Below are 18931 nucleotides of genomic sequence, written 5' to 3'. Positions count from 1 at the left end.
TATAAGGTTGCTTTTTTTTAGTTTGCTTTTGTATGACTAAAGAGCCATTGTAAGAAATCAGGTTCTGCAAAGGCAGTATCCCAACTGTTGTGATTGGCGTGCTCATAAACAGACACGCGAGGTTTTGCTCCTGCATCTAGCATAGCTTCTGCCATTTGTAGACTGTAGGTAGGTTTTACTACATTGTCATCAGCGCCGTGAATTACCCAAAACGGAGTTTTTAATGCGTAATCTTTTACAGAATCTGTACTTCCGGCACCGCAAATCGCAATGGCTGCGGCAAAAGTTCCGGGGTTACGTTGTACGATTTCATAGGTTCCCATTCCCCCCATAGATAATCCTGCAATGTAAACGCGTGAAGTATCTACTTTTCCGTCTTCAATAAAACTATTGACTAATTCCGCAGCCATTTTTAAATGGGGTGTGGGCTTTTTATCCGGATGAAAAGTGATACCAATGGGGTATGTGCTTCGATCAACATCTACATTTGCCCAGTAAGAGTCTTTAGGACACTGCGGAAAAATCACAATTGCGGGAAATGCATTGCGGTTGCCTGTATTAGTAAACACTTGTGCTCCATGAGTAAGTTGTGTTTCATTGTCAGAACCACGCTCCCCGGCGCCGTGTAGAAACAAAACCAGTGGATATTGCTTGGCCTTGTCGTAGTTTAACGGATATTGAATTCGATACTGTAAACTATCACCATCGCTGTGATAGACGGCACGTTCAAAGCTGTCCTGTGCCAGCATAACAGCTGAACCCAGCAACGCGATGATAAATGCAAGTTGGTTTTTCATTGAATTTTATTGAGGTACGGTATAGGTGAAATTTAGTTTGTCAAGACTGGCCTGTACACGTTCGTTTTGCATAAACAACTTCCAGAGTAGCCCGCTTCGGTGATTTTCGATCATAACCAAAATTGGCCCCTGATCAATGGCTAGATAGGCTTCGGCCACTTCATAATTTTGAATCGGACTGAATGCATCGTAAAATCCGGCAGGACCTAGTAAAATATTCTTCAGTTCATAAAATCTGCGCAAAGCAGCCATGGATTTTTCAGGCGTATACGGAAAGGAACTCAGCGCGGCAGTTGGCGAAATCACACCGGTGTCATCACCTGGACCATGTGCATTATAACCTAAACTTCCGTCAGCATTGATTGTGTAACTTGCTGTGAGTCCCCATAGATTCTGCCCGTAATCGCGCCATCCTAACGGATTTTGCACACAATATGCATAATTGCTCAAAGCATGGTTTGTTGTAGCTGTCTCATAATTTACATTAGCATCTGATAAACCAAAAGGATTTAGACCTAAATAGGAATAATGCGCCCAAAAAAGCGGACCTCCGGTTTGCTCTGCTCCGGCGTGTTTCACTTCAAGCGGATAACCGTAAGCCACTGCCGAAGATTTGATACCGCCATTTTGTGCCCAACCCTGATTGTAGACTTCAGGCGCAATGGAAAAATCTTTGGAAGCAGCTGCCATAACATAGGTAATTAAGGTCTCATTATACCCTTGTAATCTAAGATTTATGGCAAACTCATTATCCGGACTCCAGTGCCAGTACAGCACGTTTTCGCCTTGCGTAAACCAATTCCACTCAATACCATGTATCAATTCAAAGGCCTTTTGAGCCAGAGCCTGTTCTTCGGCAGAACCATTTTTGAAATATTCCCCAACAGTTATTAATCCCTGAGCAACAAAAGAAGTCTCTACTAAATCTGCACCATCATCTAATGAGCTAAAGGGAATCACCTTTCCTGTTGTACCATTGATCCAATGCGGCCAGGCACCGTGAAAACGATCTGCTCCTTCCAGAAAATTGATGATTTTTGAAAGTCGGTTAAAACCTTCAGTTCTTGAAATAAACTGTCTTTCAATCCCCACCAGAATTCCCATTAGTCCAAAGCCGGTGCCGCCCGAAGCAACAACGTGCTGGTCCTGGGTAGGATTTGCAGGAATGTAGCGTTCTTTAGCTGCACCCGATTCGGCATTGGCATAATCCCAGAAATACGTGAATGTTTCCTCCTGCGTAAGATCTAAAAGTTCTTCATCAGTCAAGTCAGGTTCTGTAGTGGGGTTCTCACCACCATTTCCCTCGTCAGGAGTTTCATCAGGGATGTCGGCGACAGCATCGCTGCTGTCGCTAGAACACCCTAATAGGCTCAATACAAATACTATGTAAATTAAATTTTTAATCCTCTTCGTTTTTTAGATACGGACTCTCAAAACCTAGTTTTCTAAGTCCGTTGAGTACTTCTTCATTTTTCATAAACAGATCCCAAAGCAAGCCGCTTCGGTAGTTTTCAATCATCACCGGGATAGGACCTTGATCAATCGCTAAATAGCGCGGTAAATACCAATCCTCTTGTAAGCTAAACGCATCATACGGACCATATTTTCCAACAAGAGAATCTAAATCGGTATACATATGGTGTAAAAAAGCCTGACTTTCTTTAGGGGTGTAAGGCATAGATGATAAAGCAGCAGTGGGTGATATGACCCCAAGGTCATTACCTGGACGATGCCCGGCATAGCCTTTCATAGAATAGCTCGAAGTCATTCCCCAAAGGTCGGGCCCATAGCCTTTAAAACCTTTTGGATTTTCAACAGCATATTCATATTGAATCTTCGCGTGGTTTACATTGAGTTTCCAATAATCTCCATATTGATCAGAAAGCCCTTTTGGGTTTAATCCTAAATAAGAATAATGCGCCCAGAAAAGTGGACCTACAGGAGCATCATCGTGTTCAAAGTGGTTGAGAACAGTACGCATACCATACATAGTTGTATCCTGAGCGATCTTACCATCAATAGCCCAGCCTTTTTCATAAACAGCCTTTGTGATAGGGTGTGTAGGAGATGCCGCTGCAAGTACATACATAATAAGCGCCTCGTTATAACCTCCTACGGGGAAGTTCATCTTCCAGCCTACATTAGGTGACCAGTGCCAATAGAGCACGTCTTTACCTTGTGTATACCAGTCCCATTCAACTTCTTCCCACATTCTTTGAATTTGAGCAGCAAGCGCTTTCTCTTCGTCACTGCCGCCTTTGTAGTATTCAGCAACGCTAAGTAATCCCTGAACCAGAAAAGCAGTTTCTACCAGATCGCCACCATCATCATATTTACTGAAAGGTTTCACCTTACCGGTTGTCCCGTCTAGCCAGTGTGGCCAGGCACCATGAAAACGGTCTGCATTATCTAAGAAATCAACCATTTTCTGAAAGCGGGCAAATGCTGAATCTTTAGGAATGAAACCACGTTCTGCTCCGGCGAGAATTGCCATAAGACCAAAACCGGTGCCGCCAATAGTTACTACATTCTTATCGTTAGAAGGATAAATGTCATCCAGATGAATACGCTCTGGAGCGAGCCCGGAATTTGTATTGGCTCCATCCCAGAAATAATTAATGGTTTGTTTTTGTACCGAGTCTAGGAGACTCTCTTCATCATTAGAAGGAGAAATCTGGGAAGTGTCTTGCACTTCCCGTTTTTCTGCTTCAGAATCACGACCCTTACATCCTGGCAGGGATAGTAGGATCAACCCAATTAAAATATATCGCATAATTACTTTTTATTCGATGATCGAGATTAAAATTTATTGAATTAGTATCCCGGGTTCTGTCCCATTTCAGGAGTTTGAACCAACTGATTGTTAGGGATCGGGAATAATTCGTGTTTACCAACAATAAATGTTTTACCATCTGCCGCCATTGCAGATTCAGCCTGACCGGTACGCACAAGATCAAACCAGCGGTCGTGCTCCATAGCTAATTCCAGACGACGTTCCGTCCAGATAGCCTGACGTACGGTTCCTTGATCTGTAGAAGTTACTGCTGGTAACTCAACACGAGATCTAACTAAATTGAGAGGTGCTAAAGCAGCACTGGTTTGTCCAAGTTCGTTTAAAGCTTCAGCACGAATAAGGAGTACTTCCGCATAACGCAACACTCTAATGTTCTTATCGCCATCACTTTGTCCTGCATTTGCAGAAGAATAGGCCTTTTCGCTATAACGTGGATTTTCTACACCGGCGTCAACTATCCGACCATCAAACAAGGTTTCACCTGCAAAAATAATGGTAGCATCACGGCGAATGTTGTCACCTGCTGCGTTAAACGCATCTTCTAAGTTTTGAGAAGGTGTATTGAAGCCCCAGCCCCAACCGTTATCACCACCACGAGCTCCTTGTACTTGAGAGTACTGTTGCACACCATGCTGAGGAATTTCTCCACGTGCTTGAATTTCAAATAAAGAACCCGGACCATTTTCACCGGTTACTCTCCATACATTAGCATAATTAGGATCTAAGCTATACTGATTAGAAGTGATCACTGTATTTGCTATATCAGCGGCTTCTTGCCATTTTTTTTGATATAAGTAAACTTTGGCTAATAAACCCTGAGCAGCACCCTTAGTTGCACGACCTAGCTCTGTGTTAGTATAATCACTTTTAAGAGGAAGCGCATCAATCGCGTCTACTAAGTCTTGCTCGATATAATCATAAACCTCTTCAACAGGAGCGCGTTCTACTAGGTTGATTTCTTGAATAGGGATTGCTCCAAAAGAACGAACCAACCAGAAATAGTTAAGGGCTCTTAAAAATTTTGCTTCACCAATAACGCGAGCGCTAGGTACTGCTGTTTGACCTTCAAAAGTATTTGCTATTTCTATTGTTTGTGAAGCTCTACCGATGGTTTTGTACCAAATCGTCCACATAGCAGTTACTGAAATAGAAGATGAGGTGAAGTTTAATTCATCTAAAGCACGCTTGTCTGTACCGCTATCTGTAGGCGAACTTCCCTTATCTGAATTATCAGAGATCATATCGGTGATTCCTAGGTAAGAGAATGCATAAGAAAACTCAGTATGCATCCCATAAACACCATTTACAAAATCAACGGGTTGATAATCTTCGCCTTCTTCGGCAACAGGATCTACAATATCTACTTCTTCAACAAAATCATCACAACTGCTAAAGACAAGCCCGGTAAACAGGCTTAATAAGAGTGTTTTATATATAAATTTCATAGTCTTTGTTTTTATAATTTGAAGTTTGCTCCAACAATGAACGAACGCGTATTAGGATATGGTGAAAGCTCGATACCTGTTGTATTTGTAGGGTCTCCATCATTATCACGCCTGTCTCCTTGATTCAATTCTGGAGTGAAACCAGAGTATTTTGTGAACATAAATGGGTTTTGTAGCGTTACATAGACCCGTGCACTGTTTATAAAAGAAGATATTTCAGGCAAGGTGTATCCTACAGTAATGTTGTTGATTCTAAAATAAGAACCATCTTCTAAGTAATACGAAGAGGCTTCAACATCTCGATCAGCTCCTGGATTCACATTGGTAGAACCTGGTCCTGTCCATCTTTTGTTGAAGATTTCTTGTGAAATATTCTCACCACCTAAACGGGTGTTGTATAGGCCGTTGTAAACCTTATTGCCACCAACACCAAAACCAGTAACACTCAAGTCAAAGTTTTTGTAGTTTGCACCTAGATTGATCCCGTAGTTATAGGTAGGAATATAAGAGCCAAAGTATTTCTTATCACGATCATCAATCACACCATCTCCATTTTGATCTTTGTAACGCAAGTGTCCGGGAGCAGCGCTTACTAAAGAAGGATTGCTTTCAATTTCATCTTGAGTTTGCCATACGCCATCTGCTTCGTACATCCACCACGCAAAAATTGGTTGACCTTCTGCAAGACGTTTGGTAATACGGCCGTTACCCAAGCTACCACCTATGGCACCGTCATAAGCTGGTTTTACATTTTGAACGCGGTTTTTATTTGTTGAAAGGTTTAGGCCAATATTATAGCTAAAGTCTGATCCTATTTGATCTCTCCAGTTTAATAGAAATTCAAAACCAGAGTTAGAGATTTCAGCAGCTTCATCAAAGAAGTTATTACTGTACTCAGAATTTAATAGAGGGCGTACGCTTAAGATTGCATTAGTATTCAAACGGTTGTAGTAGTCAATAGTACCAGACAGTTTACGGTTGAATAACGCAAAGTCAAAACCAGCTTCAAATTCCTCAGTGACCTCCCAAGAAAGTGGTATTGCAGGAGTACCTAAGGCTGCTCCTACAGTTAAACTCTGTAAAGGACCAAAAACATAATTGGTATTGCGGCTTCCTGCTCCTGCATCAATAGACTGTACGTTAAAAGGAATTGCCTGGTTACCCAATTTACCCCAACCAGCAAAGAATTTCAGGTTGTCTAACACGCCGTTATCTTCCATAAAGGCTTCGTTAGTCATCGTCCAACCTAAACTTACCGCTGGGAAATATCCAAAGAAGTTGTTGTCACCGGTGGCAAAATCACTGGTTCCATCACGTCTTATTACTGCTCTAACATAGTAACGTTGATCATAATTGTATTCTACGCGACCAAAGTAGGACTGTAGATTGGTGCTTTGATACGTATCACCGTCTACGTTATCATTAAATAACTGACTGGTTCTCAAGTTGAAGTTACGCAGGTTGCGCTCTGGTCTTATATCATAAGCCTGAGCCTCGGTAAACTCACCTCCTTGATAGTTTTCACGGCTAATACCTAAAGTAGCACTCAGGTTGTGCTCATCAAAGGATTTATTATATGTTAAGAAACTTTCAATATTCCAACGATATGATTCTAAGCGTCTAATGGTATATGAATTATTGGCAAATTCTGTAGAAACACCATCTTCGTCAGGGATTCTCCCTGCTTCAAATTGAGCCTCTGTACGATTAGGATTTGCATTTAACCACTGACCTCTAATATCATTGTAAGTTTTCTTAGTAGAGTAAAATTTTGTTGCTCCAAAACGGGTGGTTAACATTAAATCGTCTGTAATATCAAACTCTGCAGCGATTTGTCCTTGAAGGCTGGTAGTGTTGATTTGCTCGTCTTCATAATACACTTGGGCAACTGGATTTCCATGTGAATTCAATCTTCCTAAAGTTTCGCCAGGCTGTGTAGTAAACCCTACAACTCCGGTAGATTGGTTTACAAAAGATTGTCCAAAAAGGCCATTGTCATAGCGCACAGGAACCAACGGAGACTGGCGATAGGCTGTACTAAAAGCTCCAAAAGGTTTAGGAGTTTCATTAGTATAAGCAACGTTTAAATTTTGTACAAAACGCAAACGGTCATTAAATAAGTGATAGGTGTTGTTACTACGAATAGTACCACGGTTGTACTGCTGACCTTCTAAAATACCTTTCTCTTGGTACAGGTTGTAGCTCAAGAAATAGTCTATGTTTTCTCCTGCTCCTGAAACCGAAAAACTATTGTTGTTAATGGTACCCGTTTGTAGTAATTCATCATACCAGTCCGTATTATAACGTTGATTTTGTTGAAGTAAAAAGCCTCCATTTGCAGCACTTTCCTCATTAAAATATTGCGTATACTGCTGTGCATTTGCCATCTTAAGTGGGTTTAAGATGGTTTTAGCTCCATAATACGACTCAAAAGAAAATACGGTTTTACCTTGCTTACCACGTTTAGTAGTGATCAGAATAACACCGTTTGCAGCACGAATACCATAAATGTTGGCATAGGAAGCTCCCTTTAAGAAATCGATTGATTCAATGTCGTTAGGGTTGATGCTGGTAATATCAGTCAATGGTTGGCCATCTACGATATAAAGAGGAGATCTACCTCCTTCTGCAGTACCCAGACCACGCATTAAAACTGTAGGTGTAGAACCGGGTGCATCGTTTGCGATAATATTAACACCGGCAACTTTACCCTGAACAGAAGTCAAAGCAGAAGTAGCAGGTTGCTTAGTAATCTCTTCACTATCAACAGAAACGATCGCTCCGGTAATATCAGATTTTTTCTGATTACCATACCCTACAACAACCACTTCATCAAGTTCGCTCGACTGATCTTGCAACACTATATTATATGTAGCGTCATTAGTTATAGAAAATGTTTGAGCTTCAAAACCTAAATACGTTACACGTACTTGATCTCCTACTACAACGTCTAATGAAAAGTTTCCGTCAAAATCGGTAACAGCATAGTTGTCTTTGTCAACAACTTTAACTTCTGCTCCCGGTAATGGCACATCACGAGTATCTATAACAGTACCCGTTACTGTTTTTGTATCCTGTGCTGTTACTCCAAAAGTAACGAGTGACAGAAATAACAGAAAAGTTATTTTAAGTTTCATACACACTAAAATTTGAATTGGTTTTTATGATTTTGGGGTCAATATAGCAGAGGAATAAGTTAATATAGCTACATAAAAAACACATCAGATTGTTAAATTATAATAACTTGTTGTTTTGTAGTTATTTATAATTTAAAAAATGTAATTATAACGTTTTCGTAAACTGCCTTGATGTAGTGTTGAGAAAGTATTTTTTAGTTAAAATAGCTTTTGAAGTATGAGAATTTAATAATTTTTGATCAGGTATTTTGATAAATTCTTACCGCTTTTTAGACCTAATTTTTTACGTAATCTATACCGATGAATCTCTACTCCACGAACCGAAATTGCCATCAGTGGAGCAATTTCTTTGGTGCTTAAATTCATTTTTAAATAGGCACAGAGTTTTAAATCTTTTGAACTTAAATCAGGATGATCTTCCAATAACTGATGGAAGAAATCATCGTTGATTTCTTTGAAAGTCGTTTCAAAAACCTTCCAGTTATCTTTTGCGTCGATGATGTGATTGATCTTGCTTTGAATGTTGGAAACCTTTTTAGGGTTTCCGCCTTTTTCTTTTACATCCTCCAGTTCATTTTTAATATCAAGTAAACTGCTGTTACGTTTTGCGGCCAGATAGGTTGTATTAGCAAGTTCTTTGCGTTTAGTATTGATCTCTTGCAGTAGTTTATTGCGTTCTGCGATCTGGGTTTTACGTTCTTGTTCCTTAACCAGACGTTCTTCAAGTTCCCTACGGTGTTTATTCAGTTTATTTTTATTGATTACTGCAATAAGGAAGATGATTCCAAAAAGCAATAATACATAGATAACAATCATCAGATTAGATAAATACCATGGTCTGCTGATCACAAACTCTATCGTAAGCGGCTTTTCTCCTTGTTTCCCGTTAACGAGAGGCCAAATGTTGAGTTTATAACTCCCGGATTGTAAATTCTGAAAAGAGAGTGTGCCTTTAGTGTAGTCTTTATTTCCGTTAGAAAGAGTATAATAAAATTCAGGTTTATGTAAAGAAGGTGCAGCTACTTCAAAATCAATAGTTGCAGATTCATTATAATCTATTTTAAAGATTGAAGCATTAATGTCTAATGTATCCTTTGAAGTAGAAACCATACTGAGTAAGGGTTCTTGCATTTGCTCTCGTGTGCCGGCTTGTTTCAGTTGAGTAAGATTTAATCTCCCAAAACCTTCATTCAGTGTAATCAAAGAAATACTGTCGTTACGCTTTATAATACGTTCATAGTTTTTTATAGATCTGCTTTCTAAAACAGGTTCATAAATGAATATACTGTCCTTATTGAAATCTGTGTAAACAAGACCGTTTCCATTTCGGTTTTTAAACCAATACGAGTTTTCCTGATTACTCAGTAAAGCATAAGAACGATAGGATTTTAAATCCTTAAAAAGTTCGAGATCTTTACTTATACGGTTATAGCGATACCAATTGCCGGCGTTGTAAAAAGCAGTCTGACCTTCAATTTGATGTATAGTGGTTTTGTAAGCGTCTAGCGATTCATGAGTTGTATAAAACTGCTGGTTGCTGATTTTCAACTCGGCTAAATCAAGATCTGCAGCATAAAAACCTTTATACGGATGTGCGGCCCAAAAGTGCGTTTTATCCTCAAAAATAATGTGCTCTACTGGGGCACCGCCAGCTTCAAAAAGCGGAATGTTTTCTAGATTTTCAGCTTGCATTTGATACCGTCTTAAGCCGTTGTATGTGCTGTTGATGTATTCCTGTGATTGAGGGATTTGCGTTAGACTAAAACTTCCGGAAGCTCCTGAAATAAGACTGAGTCGGTCGTTTTTCAATTCAAACAATCCCAGGTTGTGATTCACATATAAGTGATCATTAATCGTGCTGAAACTCCATATTTGTCCTTGAGAACCGGGAATAAAAAACAGACCCGAATCAGTGATCTTGTGTACTCCGGTATTGCTGCCCACATAAAAGGCATCATTAAAATAGGCAATATCATAAACAGCTCCCAGCTGCCCGGTGTTGTCTAAAAAATATTGAATGGGAGCATCAGGGATAATCTCATCTATACCATTATCTAGACCCAGCCAGACTTTAGTATTTGATTTATGAAGTGATAATACGGTATTGTTTTGCAGACCGTTTTGGCGAAACTGATTTTTAAAGGTTTGTGTCTTGGGATTGTAATATAAAATACCCCCTTTAATAGTTCCGATAATAAGGAGACTTTCATTAAAAGGCTCAATTTTGTTGAGTTCGTTTGTGTTTAAAAATTCAGTTAGGTTTGGGTTTCCCCAGGGAAAGAGTTGTTCATCTTTAAAACTGAATATTCCATTGATGCGTGTTCCGGCGAGCAGTTTTCCATTGAAAGAAGTAAGCTCAATGATAGCGCTAGAATTATTGGTATTAAAAGTAACGGGATTAAATGTTTCAGCTTGAAAACGATAAATCCTTCCATCATTAGCGCCTAGAAAAAGTTGATTTTTAAAGAAGGTCATGGCGGTAATTACAAAATCTGGCTGAAATGCAGAGATCTTGTTATTTTCATAACGGTACAGCTTTCCGAAGGATCTAAAATAAACCGCATCTCCTACCGAATAAATTTGCCAGAACTCCTCATTTTGAAACGTAGTATCAATAAGGTGTGTAAGCGAGGTGTATTGTAAACCGCCAACATGTGTTTTTGTCCAGTATCCAAACTCCTCGTAAGAGCCGGTATAAATACGATCACCCAGACAGTAAACAGAGCGTATGATGGTCTGGTTAGGTAATGTAAAAACTTCCCATCGCTGACCGTCAAAACGCAATAACCCTTCGTTATTCGCTGCATATAAAATTCCGTCTGCATCTGTGCTTAAGCCCCAGTTTTGACTTGCCGCATTATACGTGTTACTGCTGTAATTGGTTACCGGTGGAAAAAAGTTTTGCGCATAATTTGATGTTCCGGAAAGAAGCAGGACAACGAGAATGAATCTATATAAATATTTTGAGAACATATGTTGTAGGCTAGATACGATAACGTTTGCAAGTAAAAATACCGAAGCTAAAAGCTTAACGGGTACCTTTTAAATTGGATACTGTAAAAGTATTAAAAAGTAAATTGCATTGGTGTAACCTGAGCCGCATTTACACCTAAACTTGCCCTAATTATTGAGGTCGTTATATAAGTTATGCAGTAACTTCTTTTATTGCAGGAATGTTGCCCAAACGTTGTGAATTTAAAATAGCAATGACCAGCATGCCAAATAAGGTGAGCATCAGATACGGGAACGCAACCCCCTGGTCAATTAAAAAACCGATAAGCAACGGTGCCAGTGCTGTGCTTAAAATCATACCCATAGAAAACAGACTGTTTACTGCACCCAACTTTGCGGTCCCGTAAACTTCGGCTAATACTGCAGATTTAACTGTGCCGGCAACGCCTGTGCTTATGCCGGTCATTATGAGAAAAATAAGCGCACCTGTAATACTATCCATAAATGCAAAGGGTAGAAGTCCTAAGGCTTGAGGAATTAAGAAAAATCGATACAATTTTTTTGCGGTAAACTTATCGACCCAGAGTCCGCCAATGACAGACATAATGAACCGCGTTAGTGCATATCCGGTAAAAAATGCTGCATAAAGTGATACAGACCAACCTTTTTCTTCCACAAAAGTGTATTGATATAAAAACACAGCGGTAGATGTAAAACTCAACATAAAGGTAGATGGCATCAACACAGCAAAACGCCTGTCTTTTATAATACCGCCAAAATCTTTTGCAAGCGTTTTAAAGCTGGGTTTTTTAGCTACTTGTGATTCTTTATCAAAATAACTGAGACTTCTAAAAGAAAAAACAATCAAACACAGAATCAAGAATACTGCGCTGGTTTGCGCTGCAATTTCAAATCCAAAAGCAACGATAATCGTTGTAATACAAATGGGGAAAATTGCTTCTCCCATAGGGAAACCCAGAGCAGCAACACTAAGTGCTTTCCCACGATTAGCGCCATAATAGCGTGACATAACTGTTTGACTAATATGACTCATCATACCCTGACCGGTAAGCCGTAATCCTATCATTGCAAGTATAAGCAAGCTGATGTGATAAGGTGAAAAACTCAAAATTAAACAAGAAAGAATTAAACCTGTGAAATTGAGTAATACCACCGTTTTAACCGGTTTATGATCTATCGTGTGACCTACTGCAATAAGTATTACTGAAGCAATAACGGTGCCCAGCGCATAAATGCTCCCAAAAGTTCCTTCAGAAATAGCAAATGTTTTTACCAGTTCAGGAACATAAAGTGAGATCAAAAAGGTTTGTCCAAAACTGGAAAGAAAGGTTAGCGACCAACCAAAACTTACGGTCTTAAAATTTGATCTTAAAAACTGAGCGAGACTCTTCAAGGTTTTGGTTTACGGTTAAAACTGAAATTTTGAATCACAAAATTAAGAAACACTTTAAGCCTAAATGCTTTAGCATGCAGCTTCTTTTCTATTTTTAAGAAATACGCATTTTTGCTATTGAAAATCAATAAGTTGATAATCGGCAATAACAAACGGAGTAAGAAACAACATTTGCACCCTTTTAAGAGAATTCAAAAATAGGGTAACGAACTTTACAGCAACCCTTGATTTGGGTATAGAGCTTCAGCCTGAATGAGGATTAAAAATATTAGAACATGCATTTTATTAAATATCTAAGTATACTGGCAGTTAGCCTTATTTTTTTAAACTCTAATACTATAGACCTTAAAAAGAAAAAGGATAAAGTAAAAATTGTAAAAACTTGGGAGATGCCAGATGAGCTCGAAGAGATCTCGGGAATCTCTTGGACTGACAATGGTAAAATTGCTGCTATTGAAGATGAGGATGGTGTGATCTATAGCTACGATTTGAATACATCAAAAATCACCAAAACCATTGAATTTGCAGATGATGGCGATTATGAAGGCGTTGCCGTAAATGGAAATAATGCGTATGTAATGCGTAGCGACGGCTTGCTCTTTGAGGTAAGTGATTACCTGAGTGATTCGCCAAAAACGAGGACCTATCAATCCTCGATGTCTCATAAAAGCAATGTAGAAAGTCTTGCGCTTGACGCTAAAAATAACAGGTTGCTGACTGCTCCCAAAGATGAGGACCCCAACGATGAAGATATTAAAGGAATTTATGCTTTTGATCTTAATAAAAGATTGATGGTACCAGACTTGATCTTTAAAATTGATATGAAAGACAAAGCGCTTAAAGATTTTAAAAAGAAGAAAAGTAAACGTACGTTCAGACCTTCAGATCTGGCGATACATCCGCAAACCGGAGAGATCTATATACTTGAAGGCGTAAATCCAAAATTGATGATTTTGGATGTTTCTGGAGCTATAAAAAAGGTATACGACCTCGATAGTGATGATTTCGCCCAGCCTGAAGGAATAACCTTTAGTCCAGATGGACGCCTCTTTATTTCTAATGAAGCGCACGGTGGTACAGCCAATATTCTGGAGGTTGAGCTGGACTAGCTCTTCTTATAATTAGTAAAAACGATGCAGATAATGGAATATGTAAATCATTTGGGGAAGATCAATTCTTAACCCAATGATAAAATGCAAGACTATAATGTATTCTCGTTTTTTACTTTTTTTGTCACAAGCACATACCAGATGCAAAGGCAAATTTTACAATACAGTGATCAGGAGTTGCAGCAGCTGCTTCACGAAAACCCAAAAAGGGGTTTTGACCGTGTTTTTGAATGCTACTGGAAACGTCTTTTTAGCTATGCTTACCAGATCTATGCAGATGATACTATTTGTGAAGATATTGTGCAGGAAGTTTTTGTAAGTCTTTGGGAAAAACTAGAAAATACAACGATCATAAACCTCGAAGGTTATTTGTTTAGAGCGGTAAAATATAAAGTGTTTACACACCTGCGAGATTTAAAATTCACACAGGACCATCAGGACATTCTCGATGAGATCGCAATGCCTTCACGCGCCGAAACGAATCTTGATTATAATGATTTTGAAACTTTGGTGCACCGGGAGATTGATAGACTTCCGCCCAAGTGCAGAACTGTTTTTATGCTCAGCAGATTTGAAGAAGTCTCTAATGCAGAAATCGCAGAAAAACTCAATATTTCCATCCGCACAGTTGAGAAACATATTAGCGATGCGCTAAAGCATTTAAAATCAAACCTTCCCGTTCGAGAGCTCTCGCTCATTATTACCTTAATGTTTCAATAATGTAAACAGATAAAAGCGTATTTAAACAAATTATTAAATGCGATTTTAACACTACGTGTGTAGGAGACAAAAGGAGACTTACTTGTAAAAGCAAGATATTTTGACTCAACAAGAACTCCTGGCATTAGCTGAAAAACAACGTCTGGGCACTGCTACAAAAGAAGAACAATACCTACTGCATACCTTTGTTGACAAACTTCAGCAACTAGACCTAAAGGCAAACCCTAGTGACCAAAACCGGTTGCGTATTCTAAAAGATATTGAAGCCAGAATAAAAACAGAGTCAAAACCCGGGCTGAATTATAAACGCCTGTTAACGTATGCGGCCATTTTTATAGGGCTCTTGAGTATCGCTTCGTTGAGTACTTATGTATTCGGAACGCAGTTAATCACAGAACAAACAGGAAAGGGCGAAAAGCGCACTCTTGCCCTTGCCGATGGTTCTAGCATCATTTTAAATGCGAATTCTAAAATAATATACTCTGAAGATTTTACGCAAAACCGCCGGATAGAGCTGCAAGGGGAAGCGTATTTTGAAGTGCACCGCGATACGCTACATCCGTTTACCATTACTACGGGTCCAGTACAAACTCAGGTACTGGGCACCACTTTTAATATCAATTCTTATGAAGCAGATGAAGTGACCGTAAGCGTAAACAGCGGTAAAGTAGCGGTACATCATACAAAAACCGATGAAAAGGTTTATTTGACCAAAAACCAGCAAGTGCTTTTTAATGCTTTAGATGCTCCTGTTCAGGCACAGGTAAACAGTGAAGATCAGATGGCTTGGACTAAAAATATCATCGCGCTAAATAATACAACCTTAATAAAAACTGCAGGCATATTAGAAAACTGGTATGATGTGAAAATTGAGTTTGAAGACACGTCAATTGAAGGACTCAGAATCACCGGAAAATTTAAAGAAGAACCATTAGAGACGGTACTGCAGAGTATTGCGCTTATCAATAATCTTAAAATAGACACCTTAACTCAAAAACACTTTGTTATCCGAAAAAAACACTACAATCCATTAAAAAACCCATCGCTGCTGTAACAGCAATGGGCCGAATTTAAATAAGACTACAAATCCATAATCATAGCCATTATTAAAATGAAAACTAAACTACAAATTTTGAGAAAGTTTTACTTTCGAAAATTAAACTTTTTAGCGGTTTTGCTGCTTTTTATAAGTAACGCTGCAAGCGCCACAACACGGCATCAATCCTCAGAAGAGGTTTTTGTTACCACACGTCTTCAAGACGCACCGCTTAAAGAGGTTTTTGCTGCACTTGAAGAACAGACCGATTTTACCTTCGTCTTTGACAGCACACTTCTTAAAAATGCAGCATCGGTAACGCTGGTAGTAAATGAGGTACGACTCAGTGCGGTGTTAAACCAAATCACCGCACAAACAGGACTTTCCTTTACGCAAATCAACAATACCATTACCGTGGTTAAAAGTGAAGCGCAGCAACAGGTTTCTGGAGTCGTAACCGATCAGGAAGGAGTGCCATTGCCCGGAGCTACAGTGATGGAGCAGGGTTCCAATAACGGAGTTACCACCGATTTTGATGGAGTTTTTAACCTTTCTGTAGGGGCTAATGCCACATTAGAAGTGTCTTTTGTAGGTTTTGAAACACAAACCGTGGCTGCAAATCCGGGAACTAACATCACCATTGTTTTACAAGAGAATATAAATGCACTTAATGAAGTGGTAGTAACAGCTTTAGGGATTAAGCGCGAAGAGAAGCGGTTGGGCTTCTCCCAAGCGACCATTCAATCTGATAATCTTGCACAGGCTGTGCCTTTAAACTGGTCTTCCGGATTAAAAGGAAAAGTAGCAGGATTAAACATTGTGTCTTCAGGTTCCGGACCTTTAAATTCTCAGCAAATCACGCTACGCGGAAATAACTCCTTAAATCCTAACGGAAACAATGCACTTATCGTGATTGACGGCGTACCGGTAAACAATGAGATGACCACTTCAGGTTCTTCAGCAAGTTATATTGGTGAAGATTCTCCTATAGATTATGGTAACGCGATTTCTGATCTCAATCTAGACGATATCGAAAGTGTAACCGTATTAAAAGGTCCGGGTGCAACAGCACTATACGGAAGCCGTGCGGCAAACGGGGCTTTGATCATCACCACCAAATCAGGAAAAAAGACCACAGGATTAGGCCTTACCTACACTTCTAGCGTTAACCTTGATGTGATTCAGCGTTGGCCAGATTGGCAATATGAATACGGGCAGGGTACCGGAAAAAGTTTTAATGAAGATGGGGAACCTTATTATTCCTATGGAGGTTCTGAAGATGGAAATAATACGGGAAGTACCAGTAGTGCCTGGGGCCCGCGTTTTGAGGGTCAGGAGTTCTTTCAATATGACCCTAATATCGAAGGGCAATCTTTAACGCGTCAACCATGGAGGGCGTATGAAGATAACCGTAAAGATTTTTGGCGTACAGGAGTTACGTTTACCAATAACCTATCGCTTCAAGGTGGAAATGATAAAGGCTCGATGCGACTTTCGGTAGGGCATTCAAAAAATGAATGGATTATGCCCAATACCGGTTACGAGCGTATTACGGCTTCTATAAATTCAAACTATAAGGTTTCAGAACATATTAAAATAGGATCGGTGGTTAATTATAACAACCGCAGCAGCGATAACCTGCCCAGTACAGGCTACAATAACGGTTCTATAGCGTACTTTATGATTTTTCAAAATCCTAATGTAGACTTAGACTGGTTGCGCCCCATCTGGCAAGAAGGGCAAAATCAAATTCAGCAGATTCAGCCGTTCAGTTCGTATATAGACAATCCGTATTTGATCGCTTATGAAGCAACAAATCCGCTGGCGAGCAGCCAGATCGTAGGGAATGTCTTTACCAATATAGACCTTGCGCCTAATCTGGATTTGATGCTTCGGGCTTCGCTAAATACCTACAATCAGGATCGGGAGCAACAACGTCCTTACAGCATTAACCGGTATAATCAAGGTTTTTACGAAACCCAGGGCATCTGGAAACAGGAAGTGAATACTGATTTTCTCCTAAGCTATGAAAACCAGTTGTCAGATGTCATTGGGTTGAACGCTTCGATAGGAGGTAATGCGATGGATTATAAATACCGCCGTACCGATGCTTCGGTAAATGGTCTTGTGGTTCCCGGAGTATACAAACTCGCTAACGGAATCAACAATCCTATCGTGCAAACCTACGACCGCAATAAAAAGGTAAACAGTTTATACGAATTGATTTCACTTTCGTTAGACAACACCTTATTTCTTGACCTAACCGGTAGAAACGACTGGTCAAGCACCTTGCCTGTCGCCAACAATTCGTTCTTTTATCCTTCAGCGAATGCCAGTGTGATTCTTTCTGAAATGTTCAATTTGCCTAAAGTGGTAGATTATTTAAAGTATCGGTTCTCTTTTGCAGAGGTAGGTAATGATACAGATCCCTATAAAACCAGTAAATACTACAGTCAGAGTGCTTTTCCAAGTTCAGCAACGGTTCCTACCAACTTGTATAATGCCAATTTTAAACCGGAGATCACCACCAGTTATGAGACCGGGGTTGAAGCGCGTTTGCTCAAAAGCCGCTTAATTCTGGATGCTACCCTTTATGAGACCCTTACTAAAAACCAGATCATATCGGTGCCTTTAGACATTACTACTGGGTATAGCTCTGGTGTTTTAAACTCGGGCGAGGTACGTAACCGCGGGATTGAACTTACCCTGACCGGAAAGATCTTTGATGCTGATAAATTTAAATGGAGTAGCACGCTTACGTTCTCTCGCAATTGGAACAAAGTGCTGGAATTGGCAGACGGTATCGATGGGCAACAAGAAATTGGCTCCGGAGGTAATGCAACCTTATTAGCCAAAGTAGGCGGAACCACAACAGCCATCTATGGCTATGGGTTTGTACGTTCACCGCAAGGTGAAATCGTATATGACAACGGTGGTTTACCGGCTTATCCTGAAGAGATTCAGTACATCGGTGATGCCAGCCCAGACTGGAAAGCCGGTCTGTATAACAGTTTTAGTTTAGGTCCTGTAACCCTTAATGTCATGCTAGACGGGCAGTATGGAGGAATTATCTATTCGCAATCCAATCACAAGTTTACCCAGCAGGGTAAACTGCGCAGTACGTTTATGGGGCGTGAAGAAGGCTTTATTGTGGGTGATGGTGTGGTGCTTAATGATGATGGCACGTATAGTCCAAATACTACCGAGGCCATTACGCCAGATTGGTACAACCGGTATTACCGTAGGGCTAATGTAGAGTCAAACTCGTTTGATGCTTCGTTTTTAAAACTGCGTGAAGTGAGTTTGCAATATACCTTTCCTAAACGCTGGTTGGGCAATAGCGGGATCACGGCACTTAATCTTTCAGTATTTGGGCGTAATCTGGCTACGGTATCAGACTTTCCGATTTATGATCCTGAGACCGCTGCATTAAACGGAGACACCATCCTTCCCGGAATCGAGATGGGACAAATGCCTTCGCCGGCAACCTATGGTTTTAATCTAAGAGTAAATTTATAATTCACTGC

General features: G+C 39.9%; 11 protein-coding genes. 4 read left to right on the top strand and 7 right to left on the bottom strand.

The features are described from left to right. Positions 1-17: 17 nt before the first annotated feature. From DSM02_RS11790 to DSM02_RS11760, 7 genes are all read right to left on the bottom strand, one after another. Positions 18-797, bottom strand: coding sequence for a carboxylesterase family protein (locus DSM02_RS11790; RefSeq protein WP_128765827.1), 780 nt, complete (start codon positions 795-797; stop codon positions 18-20). A 6-nt stretch (positions 798-803) separates the two neighbouring features. Beyond that, complete coding sequence (locus DSM02_RS11785; protein ID WP_164918305.1) at positions 804-2201, bottom strand: glucoamylase family protein; 1398 nt, start codon at positions 2199-2201, stop codon at positions 804-806. Continuing rightward, entirely contained in the window at positions 2197-3570 is a 1374-nt protein-coding gene (locus DSM02_RS11780) for a glucoamylase family protein (protein ID WP_128765826.1), read from the bottom strand. Before DSM02_RS11780 ends, DSM02_RS11785 begins: the two co-directional genes overlap by 5 nt. Positions 3571-3611: 41 nt before the next feature. Then, a complete protein-coding gene (locus DSM02_RS11775) occupies positions 3612-5036 on the bottom strand; it encodes a RagB/SusD family nutrient uptake outer membrane protein (protein ID WP_128765825.1) in 1425 nt (474 codons plus the stop codon). Between the two features lie 11 nt (positions 5037-5047). Further along, positions 5048-8173, bottom strand: a complete 3126-nt coding sequence (locus DSM02_RS11770) for a SusC/RagA family TonB-linked outer membrane protein (RefSeq protein ID WP_128765824.1) — start codon at positions 8171-8173, stop codon at positions 5048-5050. Positions 8174-8398: 225 nt separating this feature from the next. Then, the gene (locus DSM02_RS11765; protein ID WP_128765823.1) at positions 8399-11146 is read right to left on the bottom strand and encodes a LuxR C-terminal-related transcriptional regulator; all 2748 of its coding nucleotides are present in this window, start codon (positions 11144-11146) and stop codon (positions 8399-8401) included. Between the two features lie 172 nt (positions 11147-11318). Beyond that, complete coding sequence (locus DSM02_RS11760; protein ID WP_128765822.1) at positions 11319-12539, bottom strand: MFS transporter; 1221 nt, start codon at positions 12537-12539, stop codon at positions 11319-11321. A gap of 275 nt (positions 12540-12814) precedes the next feature. Between DSM02_RS11760 and DSM02_RS11755 the strand changes: the two genes are divergently transcribed. From DSM02_RS11755 to DSM02_RS11740, 4 genes are all read left to right on the top strand, one after another. After that, entirely contained in the window at positions 12815-13648 is an 834-nt protein-coding gene (locus tag DSM02_RS11755) for an SdiA-regulated domain-containing protein (RefSeq protein ID WP_128765821.1), read from the top strand. 141 nt (positions 13649-13789) lie between these two features. After that, positions 13790-14368: an RNA polymerase sigma-70 factor gene (locus DSM02_RS11750; RefSeq protein WP_128765820.1), complete on the top strand. Its 579-nt coding sequence runs from the start codon at positions 13790-13792 to the stop codon at positions 14366-14368. Positions 14369-14468: 100 nt separating this feature from the next. Beyond that, a complete protein-coding gene (locus DSM02_RS11745) occupies positions 14469-15422 on the top strand; it encodes a FecR family protein (protein WP_128765819.1) in 954 nt (317 codons plus the stop codon). A gap of 57 nt (positions 15423-15479) precedes the next feature. After that, a complete protein-coding gene (locus DSM02_RS11740; RefSeq protein WP_128765818.1) occupies positions 15480-18923 on the top strand; it encodes a SusC/RagA family TonB-linked outer membrane protein in 3444 nt (1147 codons plus the stop codon). The last annotated feature ends 8 nt before the right edge of the window (positions 18924-18931 follow it).

Origin of the sequence: Leeuwenhoekiella polynyae (assembly GCF_004104075.1) — a bacterium.
Taxonomy (GTDB): Bacteria; Bacteroidota; Bacteroidia; order Flavobacteriales; family Flavobacteriaceae; genus Leeuwenhoekiella; species Leeuwenhoekiella polynyae.
Note: the sequence above shows the minus strand (reverse complement) of the source record. Positions and strands in the feature narration are given on the sequence as shown.

What these genes read in the sequence shown, in the direction of transcription:
- DSM02_RS11790 (WP_128765827.1), bottom strand. Translation starts at nt 797, where the DNA reads ATGAAAAACCAACTTGCATTTATCATCGCGTTGCTGGGTTCAGCTGTT.
- DSM02_RS11780 (WP_128765826.1), bottom strand. Translation starts at nt 3,570, where the DNA reads ATGCGATATATTTTAATTGGGTTGATCCTACTATCCCTGCCAGGATGT.
- DSM02_RS11775 (WP_128765825.1), bottom strand. Translation starts at nt 5,036, where the DNA reads ATGAAATTTATATATAAAACACTCTTATTAAGCCTGTTTACCGGGCTT.
- DSM02_RS11770 (WP_128765824.1), bottom strand. Translation starts at nt 8,173, where the DNA reads ATGAAACTTAAAATAACTTTTCTGTTATTTCTGTCACTCGTTACTTTT.
- DSM02_RS11765 (WP_128765823.1), bottom strand. Translation starts at nt 11,146, where the DNA reads ATGTTCTCAAAATATTTATATAGATTCATTCTCGTTGTCCTGCTTCTT.
- DSM02_RS11755 (WP_128765821.1), top strand. Translation starts at nt 12,815, where the DNA reads ATGCATTTTATTAAATATCTAAGTATACTGGCAGTTAGCCTTATTTTT.
- DSM02_RS11750 (WP_128765820.1), top strand. Translation starts at nt 13,790, where the DNA reads ATGCAAAGGCAAATTTTACAATACAGTGATCAGGAGTTGCAGCAGCTG.
- DSM02_RS11740 (WP_128765818.1), top strand. Translation starts at nt 15,480, where the DNA reads ATGAAAACTAAACTACAAATTTTGAGAAAGTTTTACTTTCGAAAATTA.